The sequence below is a fragment of the Mesorhizobium sp. B4-1-3 genome (assembly GCF_006439355.1).
Classification (GTDB): Bacteria; Pseudomonadota; Alphaproteobacteria; order Rhizobiales; family Rhizobiaceae; genus Mesorhizobium.
The window spans coordinates 1-15,464 of sequence record NZ_VFTG01000007.1 but is presented as its reverse complement, the minus strand read 5'-3'; the positions used below and the strand labels follow the sequence as shown (position 1 = coordinate 15,464).

The window sequence follows — 15,464 nt, the reverse complement described above, 5'->3', positions numbered from 1 at the left end:
CTTTCCAATTTTTCGATTTAAAGTAGCGGGGGATACAAAAATGGCTTCCATAGCGAGCGGCCGCTCGGAGACATTCAGCATCGGCCGGGCTTTTAGCAATACTTTTTCGGTTATCGGTCGCAGCTTCGCTACGTTAACGGCTATCGTCGGCCTTTTTTCGATGCTGCCTGCGCTGTTATACAATATCTGGAACTTCACGCAGGTTGCCAGGATGACAGGCAGCGGCGATATCGCCACCTTCGAAAGGTCGACCATAGGGACTTACGGTGTTGTTTCGCTAGTCGCTGGTCTGGTCCTTCTGGCCCTGGCTTTTCTCGCGCAAGCTGCGCTGGTGCGAGCCACAATCGAGGATCTGAACGGCAAGCGCCCGGCAATTGGCGACTGCATACAGATCGCGCTGCGCAGTTTCTTTCCCACGCTTGGAACTGGCCTCGTAATCATTCTTGCATTGGTTTTGGCGGTATTAGTGCTCGGTGTCGTCGCAATGATCATACCGATCGTTGGCGGGGTTATCGCGCTTCTGGGCATGGTTCCCATAGCTATGTGGTTGATCAGCATATCGGTCGCTGTGCCCGTCGTGGTGCAGGAAAGACCCGGTGTCTTCGCCGCGATTTCACGAAGCAGAACTCTGACGAAGGGAAGCCGCTGGCGGATATTCTTCCTGTTTCTGGTCATCGGCATAGCGGCAATGGCGCTTCAGGTAATTTTCACCTTGCTGTTCCAAGCTGCCGTGCTGAGCGGCGGAGTTACCACCAGGGGGATCATCGTTGGCGCGGTCGGCAGCAGTCTGCTGTCGACCATCTTCTCCGCGGTGATCTCGGTGGCTATCGCGGTCACCTATGTCGAGCTGCGTCGGGTCAAGGAAGGCACCAGTGTCGACGAGCTGGCGGAGATCTTCTCGTAGACCGCAAGGATCGGCTTCAAGGCATGGGCAATCCTGCGCGGCCGGAGATTCCGGCCGGGCCTTCGTAGGGAACGTCGCAGCGCGCCCGCCTCTCCGCCGAGCGCATGCCGAGTTCGGGCTGCGTCGACATTTCGAGCAGGTGAATATGCAAATGCAGGGCGGCCGGGTGGGACGCGGTACCTGCCTCGTCCGACAGCCGGATCGGACGTTCGCACATCTCCAGCGCCTCGATTACATCGGAATTCCGCGCCGGCGCGCCGGTCTTGAGATTCCGCGCCGGCGGGGAGGGCCCGCGCAATCTGAGCTGAAAGGCAATCGCTTGGCAATGGCAAGCGGCCGACGCGACTGGAAGGTCGCGCCGGCCGCTCAGTCCTGGGAGGATCAGGACTCCAGCCAGACTTTCTCGAAATGCTGCTCGAGGGCCTGATGCTGTTCGCAGCCCTGCACGCCCTTGCGATAGGTGCGGTAGACCGAGCGCCAGTAGGGCTGGATGATGATGCCGCTATCGCGCAAATTGGTCTCGATCTTGGCCATGATCTCCTTGCGCTGGGCCGCGTCCGGTGTCGCCAGCGCCTTGTCGAGCAGCTCGTCGAACTCCTTGTTCGCATAGGCGCTTTCGTTCCAGGCCGCGCCCGATTTATAGGCCAAAGCCAGCACCTGGACGCCGAGCGGGCGGCCGAGCCATTCGGTGCAGGAATAAGGGAACTTGGCCCAATCGTTCCAGAAGGTGGCGGCCGGCAGCACGGTCCGCTTGATCTTGAAGCCTGCCTCGCGGATCTGCGCCGCGATCGCGTCGGCGGTGCTCTTTTGCCATTCGATGTCGACCGAGATCAGCTCATATTCGTGGTCGGCTTTGCCGGATTCCGACATCAGCTTCTTGGCCTGTTCGACATCGGGTTTAGCCGGGCCGATATCGGCGAATTCCGGATGCATGGGGCCGACATGGTGGTTGTCGGCGGGTTTTCCGCGCCCGTCGATGCCGAGCTTCAGCACCGCCGCATTGTCGACGGCCAGCTGGGCTGCGCGGCGCACCTTGATGTCGTCATAAGGCGCGTTGGAGACATTGAAGCGCGCCACGATGGTGGAGCCGGTGGCGATCTCGGAATTCTGCAGGCCCATCTTTTCGGTCTGCGATACGGCATCCGACGCGGTTTCGTGGTCGGTGTCGATCTCGCCGGATTCGAAGGCCGACAGCGTGGCGTTGGGGTCGGAGCCGTAGTCGACCCATTTGATGCCGTCGAGGTAGAATTCGCCCTTCCACCAGGGCTTGTCCTTGCGCTTCACCTCCGCGCCGGTCTCGGCGTCCCAACTCACCAGGTCGCACGGACCGGTCGTGATGGCCAAAGCCGTCTTCGGGTCGGCATCGCCCTCATAGGAGCGGTGCATGATCAGCGCCGGATAGTCGGCCATGCCGGCGATCAGCGAGATGTCGGGCTTGGGCAGGTTGAGCTTGACGGTGTAGTCGTCGACCTTCTGAATGCCGCCGTCGACCGGCTTCTTGGTGTCGGCGTTGACCAGCGCGCCCATGCGGGCGGCGACCGAATTGCCGGCGACCGAGGCATCGCACCAGCGGTTGAGGTTGTGGATCACGTCGTCGGCGTTGAAAGTGTCACCGTTCGACCAGGTGATGCCCTTGCGCACGTGAAGTGTGATCGTCTTGGCGTCATCGCTGGTCTCCCAACTTTCCAACAGCCAGGGCTCGAAAGAAAAGTCTGTGTTCCAGCGCACCAGATATTCGTTGCACTGGCGCGCGACATTCGACATCTCGACGCCGTCGAAGGTGCGTGGATCCTTGAAGCCTTTGACGTTCATCGCCACACGCAGCATGCCGCCCTTTTTCGGCTCGGCGGCGCGGGCAGGCGAGGGAGCGATTCCGCCCAGCGCCATCGCGCCGGCGGCGCTGACGCCGAAGCCGGCCATCAGCGCCAGGTATTCGCGCCGGCTGATCGCGCCCTTCTTGAAATCGTCGGCGATCGGCCTAGCGCGCGGGTGCAATTTTCTGTCGGTCAGCATGAATTTCATCGTCGTTCCCTCTGTGTTGGCGCACGTTGCCCGCGCGGCGGTCTGTTGGGGCGAGCACTTGCACGAAGCCAACGGTCGCCCCGGGATCGCCAGGCGCGGGGACGGATGCGACCGCCAGGGCGCCGTTGCCTGCCAGCGGATGATAGGTCCGCTTTCGGCGAGGAAATGTTTGGTTTTCCGCAGTTCTTGTGCGCTGTTCCGCAGGTAACCAAGCTTAGGTTCCTCACCCCCGCCGAAGGCGGGGGAGAGGTGGCCGCGAAGCGGACGGAGAGGGGGCCTTCGTAGGGCGCTCTCCTCTCCGTCTCGGCTTCGCCGAGCCACCTCTCCCCACTTCTTGCGGCGAGGAACCTTGATCTTCCGGGGCCGCGATCCTTCACCGGCTCTCTGCCCTGCAGGATCTCTCTCTCAAGACTCCAGGGGAAAGATCAGCGCTCCGTCGCTGCGCCGAGCGCGTGAACATCAGCAACAATCCTCGCGAACGCCTCCGCCGCGCGCGGAACGGTCGGCCTTGCCCGCAGAAAACTGTGTACCAGCCTCGGCTCCTCGCGCCACCACGCTTGCCCGCCGGCGGCGAGGATGCGGTCGCGGTAGACTTCGCCGTCGGAGGACAGCGGATCGCATTCGGCGGTGACGATGATCGTCGGCGGCAGGCCGGAGAAATCGCGGTCCCTGAGCGGCGAGAACGTTGGATCGTCCTGTGATTGCCCGGGCGCGGAGCGGATACGCCGGTAGAACTCGATGTCGCTGACGCTGAGCAGCGGCGCCTCTGCATGCTCGACATAGGAGCGCCAGGTTTCGTCGCCGCCCAGACCGGGATAAATCAGCACCTGGCCAACGGCGTCCCGTTCCTGCCGGCGCGTCGCTTGCGCCACTGCCGCGGCCAGGTTACCGCCGGCGCTTTCGCCGCAAAGCACGATCGGCAGCGCGCTGGTCGAGGCGGCCCATTTGAACGCCGCAAAAGCATCGTCGAAGGAGGCGGGATGAAGATGCTCCGGCGCCAGGCGGTAGTCGACGGAGACCACCTCGAACCCGGTGCCGGCGCAGATCTCGGCGCAGATGTCGTCATGGCTGTCGAGATTGCCGAGCACGAAGCCGCCGCCGTGATAATAGACGACGATCGCCGCTGCAGCGTTGCCCACCATGCGATAGCGCCGCACCGGGATAGTATGCGCCGCCGTGGCGACAAGACCGTCGCTGGTCGTCACGCCTTCGGGATGTCCTTGGTGAAAGGCCACGCACATCCGGTCGTAGACCATGCGCTGCTCGACAATGGGCGCGGCGACGATCTCGGGCGGGTACCAGCTGTTGACCCGGTCGATATAGTCCCAGAGTTCCGGATCCAGCCGGTCGGCATATTTGCCGCGGCTCGCCGGATCGGTTGGGTCGCCGGCCACTGCCGTCATAGCTCGGCGTAAAGCCGCGCCGCGTTGTCGAAGGTGAAGCGCAGCGGCACCGAGCCCTCGACCTGCCAGACGTTCACAGTGTCGCCGGCCATCAGCCGGCAGGCATCGAGCGTGTTGGCGACGGCGCCGCCATAGAGCCGGTTGGCGAGGTTGAGGATGCCGGTCTGATGCATGGCGGCGCTCGCGCTGCCGCAGGCGTCCTTGACCAAAAGCACGCGAAAGCCGCGCGCCACCGCGTCCTTCACCGTGGCGTCGATGCAGGCCTCGGTCCAGACGCCGGCAATCACCAGCCATTCGATGCCGGAGGCCTTGAGCTTGTCGGCGAAATCGTTCCTGCCGAAAGCGCTGGCTTCCTGCTTGACCAGCATCACTTCGCCACCTTGCGGCGCCACTTCGTGGCAGATCGCCGTCAGCGGATCGTCCTTGTCGGAAAAGGCCGACTTGCCGCTTTCGTCGACCGGATGAAATGGCCGCGCCTCGGCGAGGTCGACGATATAGGCCCAGTGATAGAGCGGCACGAAATTCCGCCGCGCCGCCTCTTGCAGGCGCTGCACATTGGCGAGGATATCGCCAAATCCCTCGACCAGATAGCGCTTGTCCTTGCGATGCTCCTCCTGGAGATCGATGAACACCGCGGCCACCGTGCCGCGCCGGATTGAAATGGGCGTTTTCATTGGAATGTGCTGTCGATGTGTGGGCGCTACTTGTCAAGAAATTCGTCTTCATACGGAAAGCGCGAAAGCAGTTCCGTGCCGGTCTCGGTGATCAGGATCTCGTCCTCCAGCTTGACGCCCTCGCGGCCGCCTTTCTCGCCGATATAGCTTTCGACGCTGACCACCATACCCGGCACGATGATGCCGTCTCGGCCATAGGTCTCGTAGTCCATCGAATGGGCGATGAACGGCGTCTCGCCATGCATGCCGACGCCGTGCATAACCGAAGTGTAGCGCTGGTCCACAAAACGGTCGGGGATCTTCCATGCCTTCTCGGCGATCTCGCGGAAGGCCATGCCGGGCTTGACGATCGAGATGTTGTGCTGCACCTGGTCGTGCGCCATGCGATAGAGCGATTTCTGATAGGGCGTCGGCTTGCCCGGGCCGCAGCGGAAAGTGCGCGAGAAGTCGGAATAATATCCGTAGCAGCCGATCGTGTCGGTATCGAGCGCGACCAGCTCGCCCGGCCTGATCTTGCGACCGCTCGCCTCGTTGAACCACGGATTGGTGCGCTGCCCGGATGTGAGCAGGCGGGTCTCGATGAACTCGCCGCCCTGGCGGATCACCTCGTGATACATGATGGCGAAGAGCTCGTTTTCGGAAACGCCTGGCTTGATCGCCTCGCGCACCGCTGCCACCGCGGCCTCGGCGCCGGCCATCGAGGCCAGCAGGCATTTTACCTCTTCGGGCGTCTTGACCGCGCGCACCGCCAGGATCTCGCCCTGGCAGTCCTTGACCTCGCAGCCGCGCTTTTCGAGCGCCAGCGCCTGCAGATGGCTGCAGCGGTCGAGGCCGAGCTTCATCGAGCCGCCGCCATGCTTCTTGAGCAACTCGGTGATCTCGTCGGCGAACGGCCCGGCCGTCTCGTCGTCGCGGCCGGAGACGGAAGACCAGACGAGCTTGGATGGCCGCGCCTCGTCGATCGTGTCGAGCACCATGGAGACGTGGTAGCTCTGCGGATATTCGAACAGCACGATCGGCCCTTCGGTCGGGATGAAGAAGTACCGCGTCGAGTTGCGCAGGAAATAGCCGAACATGTTGCGCGAGCCGGTGGCGTAGCGCTGGTTATAGGGATCGAACAAAACGACGCCGCCATAGCCCGCCTCGCGCATCCAGGCGCGCAGCTTGGCCAACCGCCCCTTGCGCAGCGCATCGGCGTCGATGAAGGACGGCTCGGTGTCGGATAGCCACATGCCTCCGGCCGGATCGGCAGCGGCCGGGTGGCGCATGCGGTCCTTGAAGTCCACATCCTCGGTGCTGTCGGGATCGAATACGACGATGCTCATCAGAAGGTCTCCTGTTGCGGAGACCATAGCCGGGCAGGGTTTTCAGCTTGTGCGGAATTCCGCGATTGTCGTGCCGGATGCCGCACGGCGAACGAGCGGCGCCGTGATCATTCCCGCCTGCGTTTCATCGCGCAGCAGCGCGCGCCACTTAATGCCTCCGCATCGCCTTCGGCGCGTGCCCGTGCTCCTCGCGAAACGCCCTTGCAAAGCTCGACATCGACGCAAACCCGCAGGCCAGAGCCACGTCGCGCACCATCAGCGTCGAATGTGCCAAGAGATCGGCCGCCCGCTTCAGCCGCAGCCTCCGGTAATATCCATTGGGCGAGACATCCAGCTCAGCCCGGAAATTGCGCTCCAGCTTGTCGGGCGACACGCCGAGCCGTTCCGCCAGCTCCGCCATGCCGAGCCGCTCCTCGACCGCGTCCTCCATGATGGCGATTGCTGACAGCACCAGTTCGTTCTGGACGCCGGTGCGCAACCTCAGCGGCATCAGCTTGCGGTCGACGCTGGAGCGCAGCGGCGAATGCACGAACCATTCGGCGACGCCTGCCGCGATTTCGGCGCCGTAGTCGCGCGTGATGATCTCCAGCATCATGTCGAGGCTGCCGACGCCGCCGGCAGACGTAAAACGCTTGCGGTCGATGACGAAGAGGTCGCGCCGAAGCTCGATATCCGGGAAAGCCTCGGTAAAGGCCGCTTGGCTTGTCCAGTGCAAGGTGCAGGCATGGCCGTCGAGCAGGCCGGCGCGGGCGAGGAAGAAGGCGGCGTCCGCGACAGCGCCGATATGCGCGCCGCCACGCAGGCTTTTGCGGATCCAGCTCATCGCCTCATCGGCCACGACATAATCGGCGTCGCCACCGGAGCACACCACGATGCGGTCTACCTTCGGCGCGTCCGCCGCGGAAAAGCCGGGCTGGATCACGACGCCGTTGGAGGCTTCGACCGTGCCGGGATCGGCGCCGACGATCACCCAGCGGTAGCAATCGCGCTTGGCAAGGATATTGACGGCGCGCAGCGGCTCGATGACGGAGGAGAACGCCATCATCGGAAAGCCGGGAAAGACCAGCACCGCGAAGGTGAGGGGCGTTCCGCCCGCCGCCTGTTTTTCCACGTTGCGTGAATTCATGGTTGGCGGCCGTAGCGCGGCAGGACGAAGGTTGCGGTCAGCGGCGCGAGTTCGATGCCGGCCGCCGCCTCCGGGTTAAGCCAGATCATCTCTTCGATCTCGGCCGCTGGAACCGGCTGGCCGGTGATGGGAAGCTCGAACAACTCGGCCTCGACGCGGGCACCTGGCTCGTTGGCGGCGGGCGCCGAGAAGGAGCCGAGATGGAAGGCCGCGGCCGGATCGACGGCGATGCCCAACTCCTCGCGCAATTCGCGCGCCAGGGCTGCGGCCGGCAATTCACCCGGTTCGATCTTGCCGCCGGCCTGCATGAAGGCGCTCGTGCCGCGCTTGCGCACCAGAAGCAGCCTGCCGCCGTCGTCGCGGATCACGGCGGCGGCGATGCGGAGCGTCCTGGCCGTCACTGTTCTGGAATGGCTGGAAGTCACGATAGGCTGTTTCCCGGCGGCGATTTTGGTGGCACAGAGAGGTGAACTGTAGCCGGCCGCGCGGCCGGCTTGCAACGGAGACCACACGAATGTTCGCGGCAACCGCCATCGACACGAAGAACAAGCCTGCCTTTTACAAGGAGTTGGCCACGCAATTGAAAGCACTGCTGGAAGGCGAGGGCGATTCCGTCGCCAATGCCGCCAACACCGCGGCGCTGATCTACCAGATGGTGCCCGACCTCAACTGGGCGGGCTTCTACTTCCTCGCCTCCGATGACGAGCTGGTGCTCGGCCCCTTCCAGGGCAAGCCGGCCTGCGTGCGCATCGCCGTCGGCAAGGGCGTCTGCGGCAAGGCCATCGAGCTCGACATGTCGATGCTGGTCAAGGACGTCAACGAATTTCCCGGCCACATCGCCTGCGATGCCGATTCGCGCTCCGAGCTGGTCGTGCTGTTGCGCGACGCCGAAGGCGCCTTCGGCGTGCTCGATCTCGACAGTCCGCTGCCCGGCCGCTTCGACAAGGAGGACCAGGCCGGCATCGAAAAGCTCGCCGCGATCTATGTCGCGGCCTGCGAGTTCGAGGATGATGACGAGGGCTGAGAGGTGAGGCTGGTCTCGGCCCGCCTTACGCGATTCTCACCAGCATTAGGCTGAACCCCGCGATGAAGATGAAGGCCGAGAAGGCCAGCATCAGCGGCCGCAGGCCGCGCGAGCGAAGCTCCGAAATGCCGGCCTGCAGACCCATGGCGGCGAGGCCCATGGTCAGCATGATCTGCGCGGCCAAGGCGATCGCCGAATGGATCTGCGCCGGGATCGCGACCAGGCTGTTCAGCGCCACGACGGCCACGAAGGCCGCGATGAACCAGGGCATCGGCGGCTTTGCGCCGGAAGCGTCCGTGTTGCCGCGCCGCGCCATCAGGCCGAGCGCGATGACCATGGGCGCCAGCATGGCGACGCGCGTCAGCTTGGCGATGGTCGCGGTCTCGCCGGCAAGCGTGCCGTTCTGGAAGCCGGCGCCGATCACCTGCGCCACCTCATGGATCGAGGCGCCTGCCCATAGGCCGAAAGCATGCTGGTCGAGCCGAAGCACGGGTGCCAGCAGCGGGAAGCCGAGCATGGCGATGGTGCCGAACAGCGTGATGGCGGCGACGGCATAGGTGACGTCCTCGTCGCGCGCGTCGGTGACGATGTTGGTGGCGACGATCGCCGAGGCGCCGCAGATCGAGGTGCCGGCGGCAATCAGTTGCGCAAGCTTACGGTCGACGCCGATCAGCCGTCCAAGCGTGACGGTGAAGAGGAAGGTGGCGCCGAGCGTGGTCGCGACGATGCCGACACCGCCGAGGCCGATGCCCGCCACCTGGCCGAGCGTGAGCTGGAAGCCGAGCAGCACGATGGCGAAGCGCAACAGGCGCTTTTGCGAAAAGGCGATGCCGGCCTTGGCATGGGCGGGAAGGCCGAGCACGTTGGAATAGATCATGCCGGAGACGACGGCGAGGATCATCGGGCTGAACAAGGTGAGGCCGGAGAAGCCGCGCGCCGAATAGGCAACGCAGGTGATCATCGCCACCAGAACCAGTCCCGGCATAATGCCGGCCGAGATCGCGGTCAGGGCAGGGTGCCTGCGCCCGGCGGCGGCCGAGTTCAGGTGATCTGGAAGATCGTTCGTGGTGGCGGGCAGGAAAGACAATCGAATTCTCCAGACGTGTTCGGCGCCGGAATGCCATTCCGGAACCAATCTTTCCAACGAATTATTCGGGTTATAATGATCGATTTCTACGAACGATTGGCGAGCCGCCAACGGATTGGCCTAATGACCGGCACCGGCCGAGCCTTGACGCTTGCCGGTTCCTCCTCCAGCTTGCCGCGATGGCTACCCTCGCGCCCGCCAATGCCAAGCGACGCCGCCTTCGCCGAGTGCGGAGCGGCAGGCTGATTGCGCGACGATAAAACCTGATACGATAGATCCGGTTCGTTCGTTTCCTGCCCCGCCCGCGATTTCAGCCGGCGGGGTTTTCATATCTGGAGCTTTGCAATGACCATCGATTCTTCCATCCGGTTCCGGCCGGCCGAGGCGGCGGATGCCGCCGCCATCCGCGACATCGTGCGCGAAGCCTATGCCAAATGGGTGCCGGTGATCGGCCGTGAGCCCTTGCCGATGCGCGCCGATTACGACAAGGCGATTCAGGAGCACCAATTCAATCTCGCTATGGAGAACGGCCGCATCGTCGGCCTGATCGAAACCATCGCGCATGACGACCATATGTGGATCGAGAACGTCGCCGTGGCCTCCGAGGCGCAGTGCAGGGGTATCGGGCGCAAGCTGCTTGAAAGCGCCGAGCGCACGGCCGTCGAAGCAGGCTTTCGCGAACTTCGCCTGCTGACCAACGGTGCCTTCGTGACAAAATGTGTTGCTGTACAAAAGGCTCGGCTATGCGATCGATCGTGAGGAGCCCTTCATGAACGGCACGACCGTCTATATGAGCAAGAACCTTCCATGACCGCGTAAACCAGCGACGGAGTCCAACGAAATGGCTGCCCGGATCAGATTGAAGCAACTCCCCGGTCTTTATGCGATTTCAAGGCTTGAGGCTGGAGAGGGCATTCCCGGTTGGGCGGACGGGCCAGGCTTCGTCAGCATCAGCAGGACGGAGGACGAACTGTCGATCGCCTGCTTGCAGGAGCGCGTACCGGCTGCCGTCAGGCAGGATAGCGACTGGGTCGCCTTCAAATTCGAAGGCCCCTTCGCCTTCGGTGAAACCGGCATCGTCCTGTCGGTCGTTCGGCCGCTGTCGGAGAACGGCCTTGGCATTTTCGTGGTGTCCACCTTCGACGGCGACCACCTGCTGGTGAAGGCCTCGGACAGGCCCGCGGCGATACGCTTGCTGCGCGAAGCAGGGCATACGTTACTTTAGCCTCATTCCATCCAGATTGTCGCGGCCGCACAGCTCTGGCGCAACGCCTGACGTTCTGGCTCAATCGCTCAAGCTTGCGTTTGACAGAGTGCATGCCGCATCGTTATTTCTGACGATATACGACGACCACCTCACCGCAATCGAGCAACGCCGGCCCAGGGAGCGAAACCATGTCCCACAATTTGCAGTTCTATATCGATGGCGCCTGGGTCGACCCGGTCGTGTCAAACATGCTCGACGTTATCGACCCCTCGACCGAAGACGCCTTCGCGCAGATTTCGCTGGGTTCCAAGACGGATGTCGACAAAGCGGTGGCCGCCGCCAAGCGCGCCTTCGCGACGTTCGGCTTCACCTCGGTCGAGGAGCGGCTCGATATCCTCAACCGCGTCATCGAGATCTACAAGAAGCGCAGCAAGGACCTCGCGCTCGCCGTGTCCCGCGAGATGGGCGCGCCGCGCCAGATGGCGCTGGACAGCCAGGTAGGCGTCGGTCAGGCGCATCTGGAAAAGATGGCCGAGGTGCTGAAGATCTTCCGGTTCCGCCACGTCAAAGGCTCCTCGCTCATCGTCAAGGAGCCGATCGGCGTCGTCGGCCTGATCACGCCGTGGAACTGGCCGCTCAACCAGATCACCTGCAAGGTCGGCCCCGCACTTGCCGCCGGCTGCACCATGGTGCTCAAGCCTTCCGAGATCGCGCCGCTCGACGCCATCATCTTCGCCGAGATCATCGACGAGGCCGGCGTGCCGAAGGGCGTCTTCAACCTCGTCAACGGCGATGGCCCGACCGTCGGCCAGGCGCTGGCCAGCCATCCCGATGTCGACATGATGTCCTTTACCGGCTCGACCCGGGCCGGTATCCTGGTCGCCAAGGCGGCGGCGGATACGGTCAAGCGCGTGCATCAGGAGCTTGGCGGCAAGTCGGCCAACATCCTGTTCCCGGATGTCGATCTGGAGCGGGCCGTCACCAAGGGCGTCGCCGGCTGCTTCTCCAACAGCGGCCAGTCCTGCAACGCGCCGACCCGCATGTTCGTGCCGCGTGACCGTCACGACGAAGCGGCCGGCTACGCCAAGAAGGCGGCGGAGAAATTCACCGTCGGCCCGGCCGACGCGCCTACCTCGAAGCTCGGTCCGGTAGTCAGCCAGATCCAGTTCGACAAGATCCAGAACCTGATCCAGAGCGGCATCGACGAAGGCGCCACGCTGGTCGCCGGCGGCCTCGGCCGCCCGGTCGAGCTCAATCGCGGCTACTATGTCCGCCCGACCGTCTTTGCCAACGTCACGCACGACATGCGTATCGCCAGGGAGGAGATTTTCGGGCCGGTGCTGTCGATCATGCCTTACGATACGGTCGAGCAGGCGGTCGAGCAGGCCAACGACACCGTCTACGGCCTGGCCTCCTACATCCAGGCCAAGGACATCGAGAAGGCGCGCGAGGTTGCCGCGCGCATGCGCTCCGGCAATGTCTACATCAACTACCCGCCCTGGGACGCAGGCCTGCCCTTCGGCGGCTACAAGCAATCCGGCAACGGGCGCGAATATGCCGAATACGGCCTGGAGGATTTCCTCGAGATCAAGGGCATCGCGGGGTACGAGGCGGCGGAGTAGGGCTCGCGGCCAGAAGAGGCGAATTGCTCTTCCGTGATCCGGCCGACGACATGGTGACGCTGGAACCCTAACCGGCCCGATTCTCGATGCCGACCAGAAGCCCGCCGCTCACCACGGCGGGCTTTATTCGTCTTCAGGCGCTTCGGGCCGGAATTCGAACAGCCTTTCCTCGACAAGGAAGGTTCGCCATTGGTCGGCCGTATCCTGGAACAACTCGACGGCCTTGCATCGCTTCCCGTCTACCCTCGACGTAGGTGAGCAGGCCAATGTCCGTCACCGAGCGCTCGCCGGTTTCCGTCGGTTTCGACCGTCGCAAGATCGCGGTGCTTCCGGTCCGTAGGTCCGGCATTAAGTCGTTGCGAAGCTCGCGATGCTTCACGCTGTTTGCGAGGTATTCCTCGTTGTAGTAGCCTCGTCCATTAAGCCAGAGATTGGCATACCCATTGACCCCTTTGCCGTTGCCTGGCGTTTTAGATGGGTATCTTTCCAACTGTCGGTTTTCGGTAGCCCGCTGGTGTCTTCCGGAGGCAGATGCGACCTAGCCGCTGGGCCATTATCGCTCAGACGACAAGGCCGCCCAAAAGCATTCCTGGACAAATTCCATGTCACCTCTCGGCTATGGCTCTTCTGGCTGGGCTTATCGAAAGCGTTCAAGCTGACCTGTCGCGTGAACTCGCCGGGCCGAGGCAAGACCGGGGTTATAGACGGTTCCGAGCCTCCGATTGATGACAATACCATGGATGATGACCTGCAAGGTTCCGAATATGACCTGCGCCACGCCTAGCCAGATCAGGCTCGGAAACACAATCGCAGCAAGATAAAACGGGTAGGCTATGTAGACGTTAGTTACCAGCACCTGATTGGTGTCGAGCGGATAGCGTTCCGGCACCACCTTCTCCCCGCTCAGCGCGATATTAAAGATCGACGGAAAGCCTCCGGGTGCCGCATATTCCTCATACTGGTGAACCAGTAGGGCCATGAAGCTGTAAATCAAGATGACCTGAATATGGTCGAGACTGTTGGCGGCCAACGCCATGACGAAGGTCAGCGCGACGAACAGCACCCCGAAGTTGAACCAATTCTCGCGGTAGAATTGCATGACTTCTCTCGCATCTAGAGTGAGCAGGTTCACGCCGCAGCGAATAGCTTCTCCATCTTTCAGGGGCTCTAGCGAAGGAATTCCCTGCGCGAGGTGTAGAGTTAGCATGCCAGCCGGAGCACCCCAAGGACGCGTTCGGCTGGTCGCCGATGTAGGCGAAGGGGCGGCAAAAATGCGCCCCCGCGGCGGAAGGTCCGTCGGAGGTGAGGGCGGTGAGAAACGGGGACGTTGTGGTCGAGGCGAGCAGGGGAGAAGGAGCTGGAACATCCCCGCGATAACTTGCGGCGTTGTGGTTTCTGGGTCTTGGGAAAATTGCTGTGTCGCCGCTATCGATCGCCCCCAACAGCATCCTTGATGCAGCGGATTCATCCACTAGTTAATTCCATGGGCACCGTATTCGCGATTTTTTGCCTTGGGGCAGCGGCGGTTTAGACATTCTGACCGCATGCCGCGCAAGCACGGCTGGGCGCATTTTTGGAGACTACCGTGCGTCAATCTCTTGGATTCAGCTTGGCTTGTTTTGCATTCGCTTGTTCGATCGCGGTAGCTTGTGCTGGAACTGCAGCCGCCGGCCCGCACGGCGGAGGGCATGATGGTGGCGGGCATCAGGGTGGTGATGGAGGTCATGGCAGCCATGACAACGGCGGCAAAGGCAAGGGCGAAGGCAAGGGCAAAGGACCTGCCGGCGATCCCGGCGACCCCGTCGGCGACAGCGGCAGTCCGTCGTCGAACGATGACGGGATCAGCACCACTCCAACGGCCTCAATACCGTCAACTCCAGCTGCCATTGTCGACCTGTCCACAGGCGGCGGACATTCGCTCGACCTCCCGCCCGCCCTGCAGCCTCTCGAAGACAACACTGTTCCATCAGCAGTCCACCCGATCGAAGCGCTGCCCGGTGTCCCGGATAAGGTCGTTCGCGCCTGTCAGGTCGCAATCGAGCAGGCCGCCGCCAAATTTGGTGCGGCCAGGGTGCGCGTCAGCAGCGCAGGTTCCATACGTCGGTTGAGCCAACGCAAGATCTCGGCCCCCATTCAGGTCAGCATCGACTATATGCATCAGGGACGGGTGGAGACGCGCCAGGCGCCGGTCGGGTGCGAATTGAACGCGAAAGGCAGCGTGATCGGTCTGACATAGCGCAGAGCGCGGAACTCTTTGCGAATCTATCCCCCTTTTCCGGGCCTCTGTGTTGCGAATGGTGCAGGCCAATGACTGGAGCCTTCACCGTCGCGATCATTTTGAATTCAATCCGACGTCGGGTGCATTGGCCGGAGGGCAAAGGGAAGCGTGAAAGTACGCACGCGGACCACCCGCGAGGAGTTGCGAAGCTTGCTGCGCGTAGTCGTCTTCTGGCTGATAGCCTTCATCTGACCGGTGCCGGCCGATGCGCGGCCAGAGCGAGGCTGCAGCGGCGGCTCAATTTGCGCACTGCGGCGCTCAGTCCTGAGCTTGTCATTGTCCGCGCGTTTGGCAGCCAGCTCGCGGGCCAGAGAAATAGTGGCTTCGCGCTGGTTGTCCAGAGCTTCGTTCAGCCTTGCGACCTCTCCTGAAGGTGCTGGGGACGTGCCGCGCTCCAGGCGGGCTTTATTAAGGTCCTCACGGGTCGATGCTGCGGAAGCGCGTTCCCGCGTCAGAGCCTGCGCGGTCTGGGCTGCGGTCTGCTCGGCACGCTCTCTTGCTGACACAGCCCTGGCCCGTTCCTGTTCAGCCGCGTCGCGCTCGAGGCGGGCTTTATTAAGGTCCTCATGGGTCGATGCTGCGGAAGCGCGTTCTCGTGTCAGAGCCTGCGCCGTCTCGGCTGCGGTCTGCTCCGCACGCTCTTTTGTTTTGACAGCCTTGGCCCGTTCCTGTTCAGCCGCGTCGCGATCGAGGCGGGCTTTATCGAGGTCCTCGCGGGTCGATGCTGCGGAAGCGCGTTCTCGTGTCAGAGCCTGCGCCGTCTCGGCTGCGGTCTGCTCCGCACGCTCTTTT

General features: G+C 63.1%; 16 protein-coding genes. 6 read left to right on the top strand and 10 right to left on the bottom strand.

The window, feature by feature from the left end:
• Positions 1-40: 40 nt before the first annotated feature.
• Positions 41-904: a hypothetical protein gene (locus FJW06_RS11495; RefSeq protein WP_140751642.1), complete on the top strand. Its 864-nt coding sequence runs from the start codon at positions 41-43 to the stop codon at positions 902-904.
• Positions 905-920: 16 nt separating this feature from the next.
• Here the strand turns inward: FJW06_RS11495 and FJW06_RS30910 are convergent, their stop codons facing one another.
• From FJW06_RS30910 to FJW06_RS11460, 7 genes are all read right to left on the bottom strand, one after another.
• Positions 921-1,121 (bottom strand): hypothetical protein, encoded by a 201-nt coding sequence (locus FJW06_RS30910; RefSeq protein WP_348644028.1) that lies wholly within the window; start codon positions 1,119-1,121, stop codon positions 921-923.
• A gap of 164 nt (positions 1,122-1,285) precedes the next feature.
• Positions 1,286-2,926, bottom strand: coding sequence for an ABC transporter substrate-binding protein (locus FJW06_RS11485; protein WP_140751640.1), 1,641 nt, complete (start codon positions 2,924-2,926; stop codon positions 1,286-1,288).
• Between the two features lie 425 nt (positions 2,927-3,351).
• Positions 3,352-4,329: an alpha/beta hydrolase gene (locus tag FJW06_RS11480; protein ID WP_140751638.1), complete on the bottom strand. Its 978-nt coding sequence runs from the start codon at positions 4,327-4,329 to the stop codon at positions 3,352-3,354.
• Positions 4,326-5,003 (bottom strand): isochorismatase family protein, encoded by a 678-nt coding sequence (locus FJW06_RS11475; protein ID WP_140751636.1) that lies wholly within the window; start codon positions 5,001-5,003, stop codon positions 4,326-4,328. The genes FJW06_RS11480 and FJW06_RS11475 overlap by 4 nt, the downstream gene beginning before the upstream one ends.
• Before the next feature lie 26 nt (positions 5,004-5,029).
• Entirely contained in the window at positions 5,030-6,328 is a 1,299-nt protein-coding gene (locus FJW06_RS11470) for a Xaa-Pro peptidase family protein (RefSeq protein ID WP_140751634.1), read from the bottom strand.
• Positions 6,329-6,476: 148 nt separating this feature from the next.
• On the bottom strand, positions 6,477-7,454 hold the full coding sequence (locus tag FJW06_RS11465; RefSeq protein ID WP_140751632.1) for a GlxA family transcriptional regulator: 978 nt from the start codon (positions 7,452-7,454) through the stop codon (positions 6,477-6,479).
• A complete protein-coding gene (locus tag FJW06_RS11460) occupies positions 7,451-7,879 on the bottom strand; it encodes an NUDIX domain-containing protein (RefSeq protein WP_140751630.1) in 429 nt (142 codons plus the stop codon). Before FJW06_RS11460 ends, FJW06_RS11465 begins: the two co-directional genes overlap by 4 nt.
• Positions 7,880-7,968: 89 nt before the next feature.
• Between FJW06_RS11460 and FJW06_RS11455 the strand changes: the two genes are divergently transcribed.
• Complete coding sequence (locus FJW06_RS11455; RefSeq protein ID WP_140751628.1) at positions 7,969-8,478, top strand: GAF domain-containing protein; 510 nt, start codon at positions 7,969-7,971, stop codon at positions 8,476-8,478.
• A 25-nt stretch (positions 8,479-8,503) separates the two neighbouring features.
• On the opposite strand, the gene FJW06_RS11450 is transcribed toward FJW06_RS11455, so the two are convergent.
• Positions 8,504-9,556 carry a YeiH family protein gene (locus FJW06_RS11450; protein ID WP_246674595.1) on the bottom strand — a complete coding sequence of 351 codons (1,053 nt, stop codon included), beginning with the start codon at positions 9,554-9,556 and terminating at the stop codon, positions 8,504-8,506.
• Positions 9,557-9,910: 354 nt separating this feature from the next.
• Here FJW06_RS11450 and FJW06_RS11445 point away from each other — a divergent pair, with 354 nt between their 5' ends.
• The 3 genes from FJW06_RS11445 (at position 9,911) to FJW06_RS11435 (ending at position 12,394) form a co-directional block, all read left to right on the top strand.
• The gene (locus FJW06_RS11445) at positions 9,911-10,324 is read left to right on the top strand and encodes a GNAT family N-acetyltransferase (RefSeq protein ID WP_246674580.1); all 414 of its coding nucleotides are present in this window, start codon (positions 9,911-9,913) and stop codon (positions 10,322-10,324) included.
• Between the two features lie 82 nt (positions 10,325-10,406).
• Positions 10,407-10,790, top strand: coding sequence for an ACT domain-containing protein (locus FJW06_RS11440; protein WP_140751626.1), 384 nt, complete (start codon positions 10,407-10,409; stop codon positions 10,788-10,790).
• A 170-nt stretch (positions 10,791-10,960) separates the two neighbouring features.
• On the top strand, positions 10,961-12,394 hold the full coding sequence (locus FJW06_RS11435) for an aldehyde dehydrogenase family protein (protein ID WP_140751624.1): 1,434 nt from the start codon (positions 10,961-10,963) through the stop codon (positions 12,392-12,394).
• Between the two features lie 637 nt (positions 12,395-13,031).
• Here FJW06_RS11435 and FJW06_RS30080 read toward each other — a convergent pair.
• Positions 13,032-13,493: an HXXEE domain-containing protein gene (locus FJW06_RS30080; RefSeq protein WP_181178238.1), complete on the bottom strand. Its 462-nt coding sequence runs from the start codon at positions 13,491-13,493 to the stop codon at positions 13,032-13,034.
• A 486-nt stretch (positions 13,494-13,979) separates the two neighbouring features.
• Here FJW06_RS30080 and FJW06_RS11425 point away from each other — a divergent pair, with 486 nt between their 5' ends.
• Entirely contained in the window at positions 13,980-14,630 is a 651-nt protein-coding gene (locus FJW06_RS11425) for a hypothetical protein (protein ID WP_181178236.1), read from the top strand.
• Between the two features lie 107 nt (positions 14,631-14,737).
• Here the strand turns inward: FJW06_RS11425 and FJW06_RS30075 are convergent.
• Positions 14,738-15,464 (bottom strand): hypothetical protein (locus tag FJW06_RS30075; protein ID WP_181178234.1); only part of this gene is annotated, 727 nt, incomplete at its 5' end.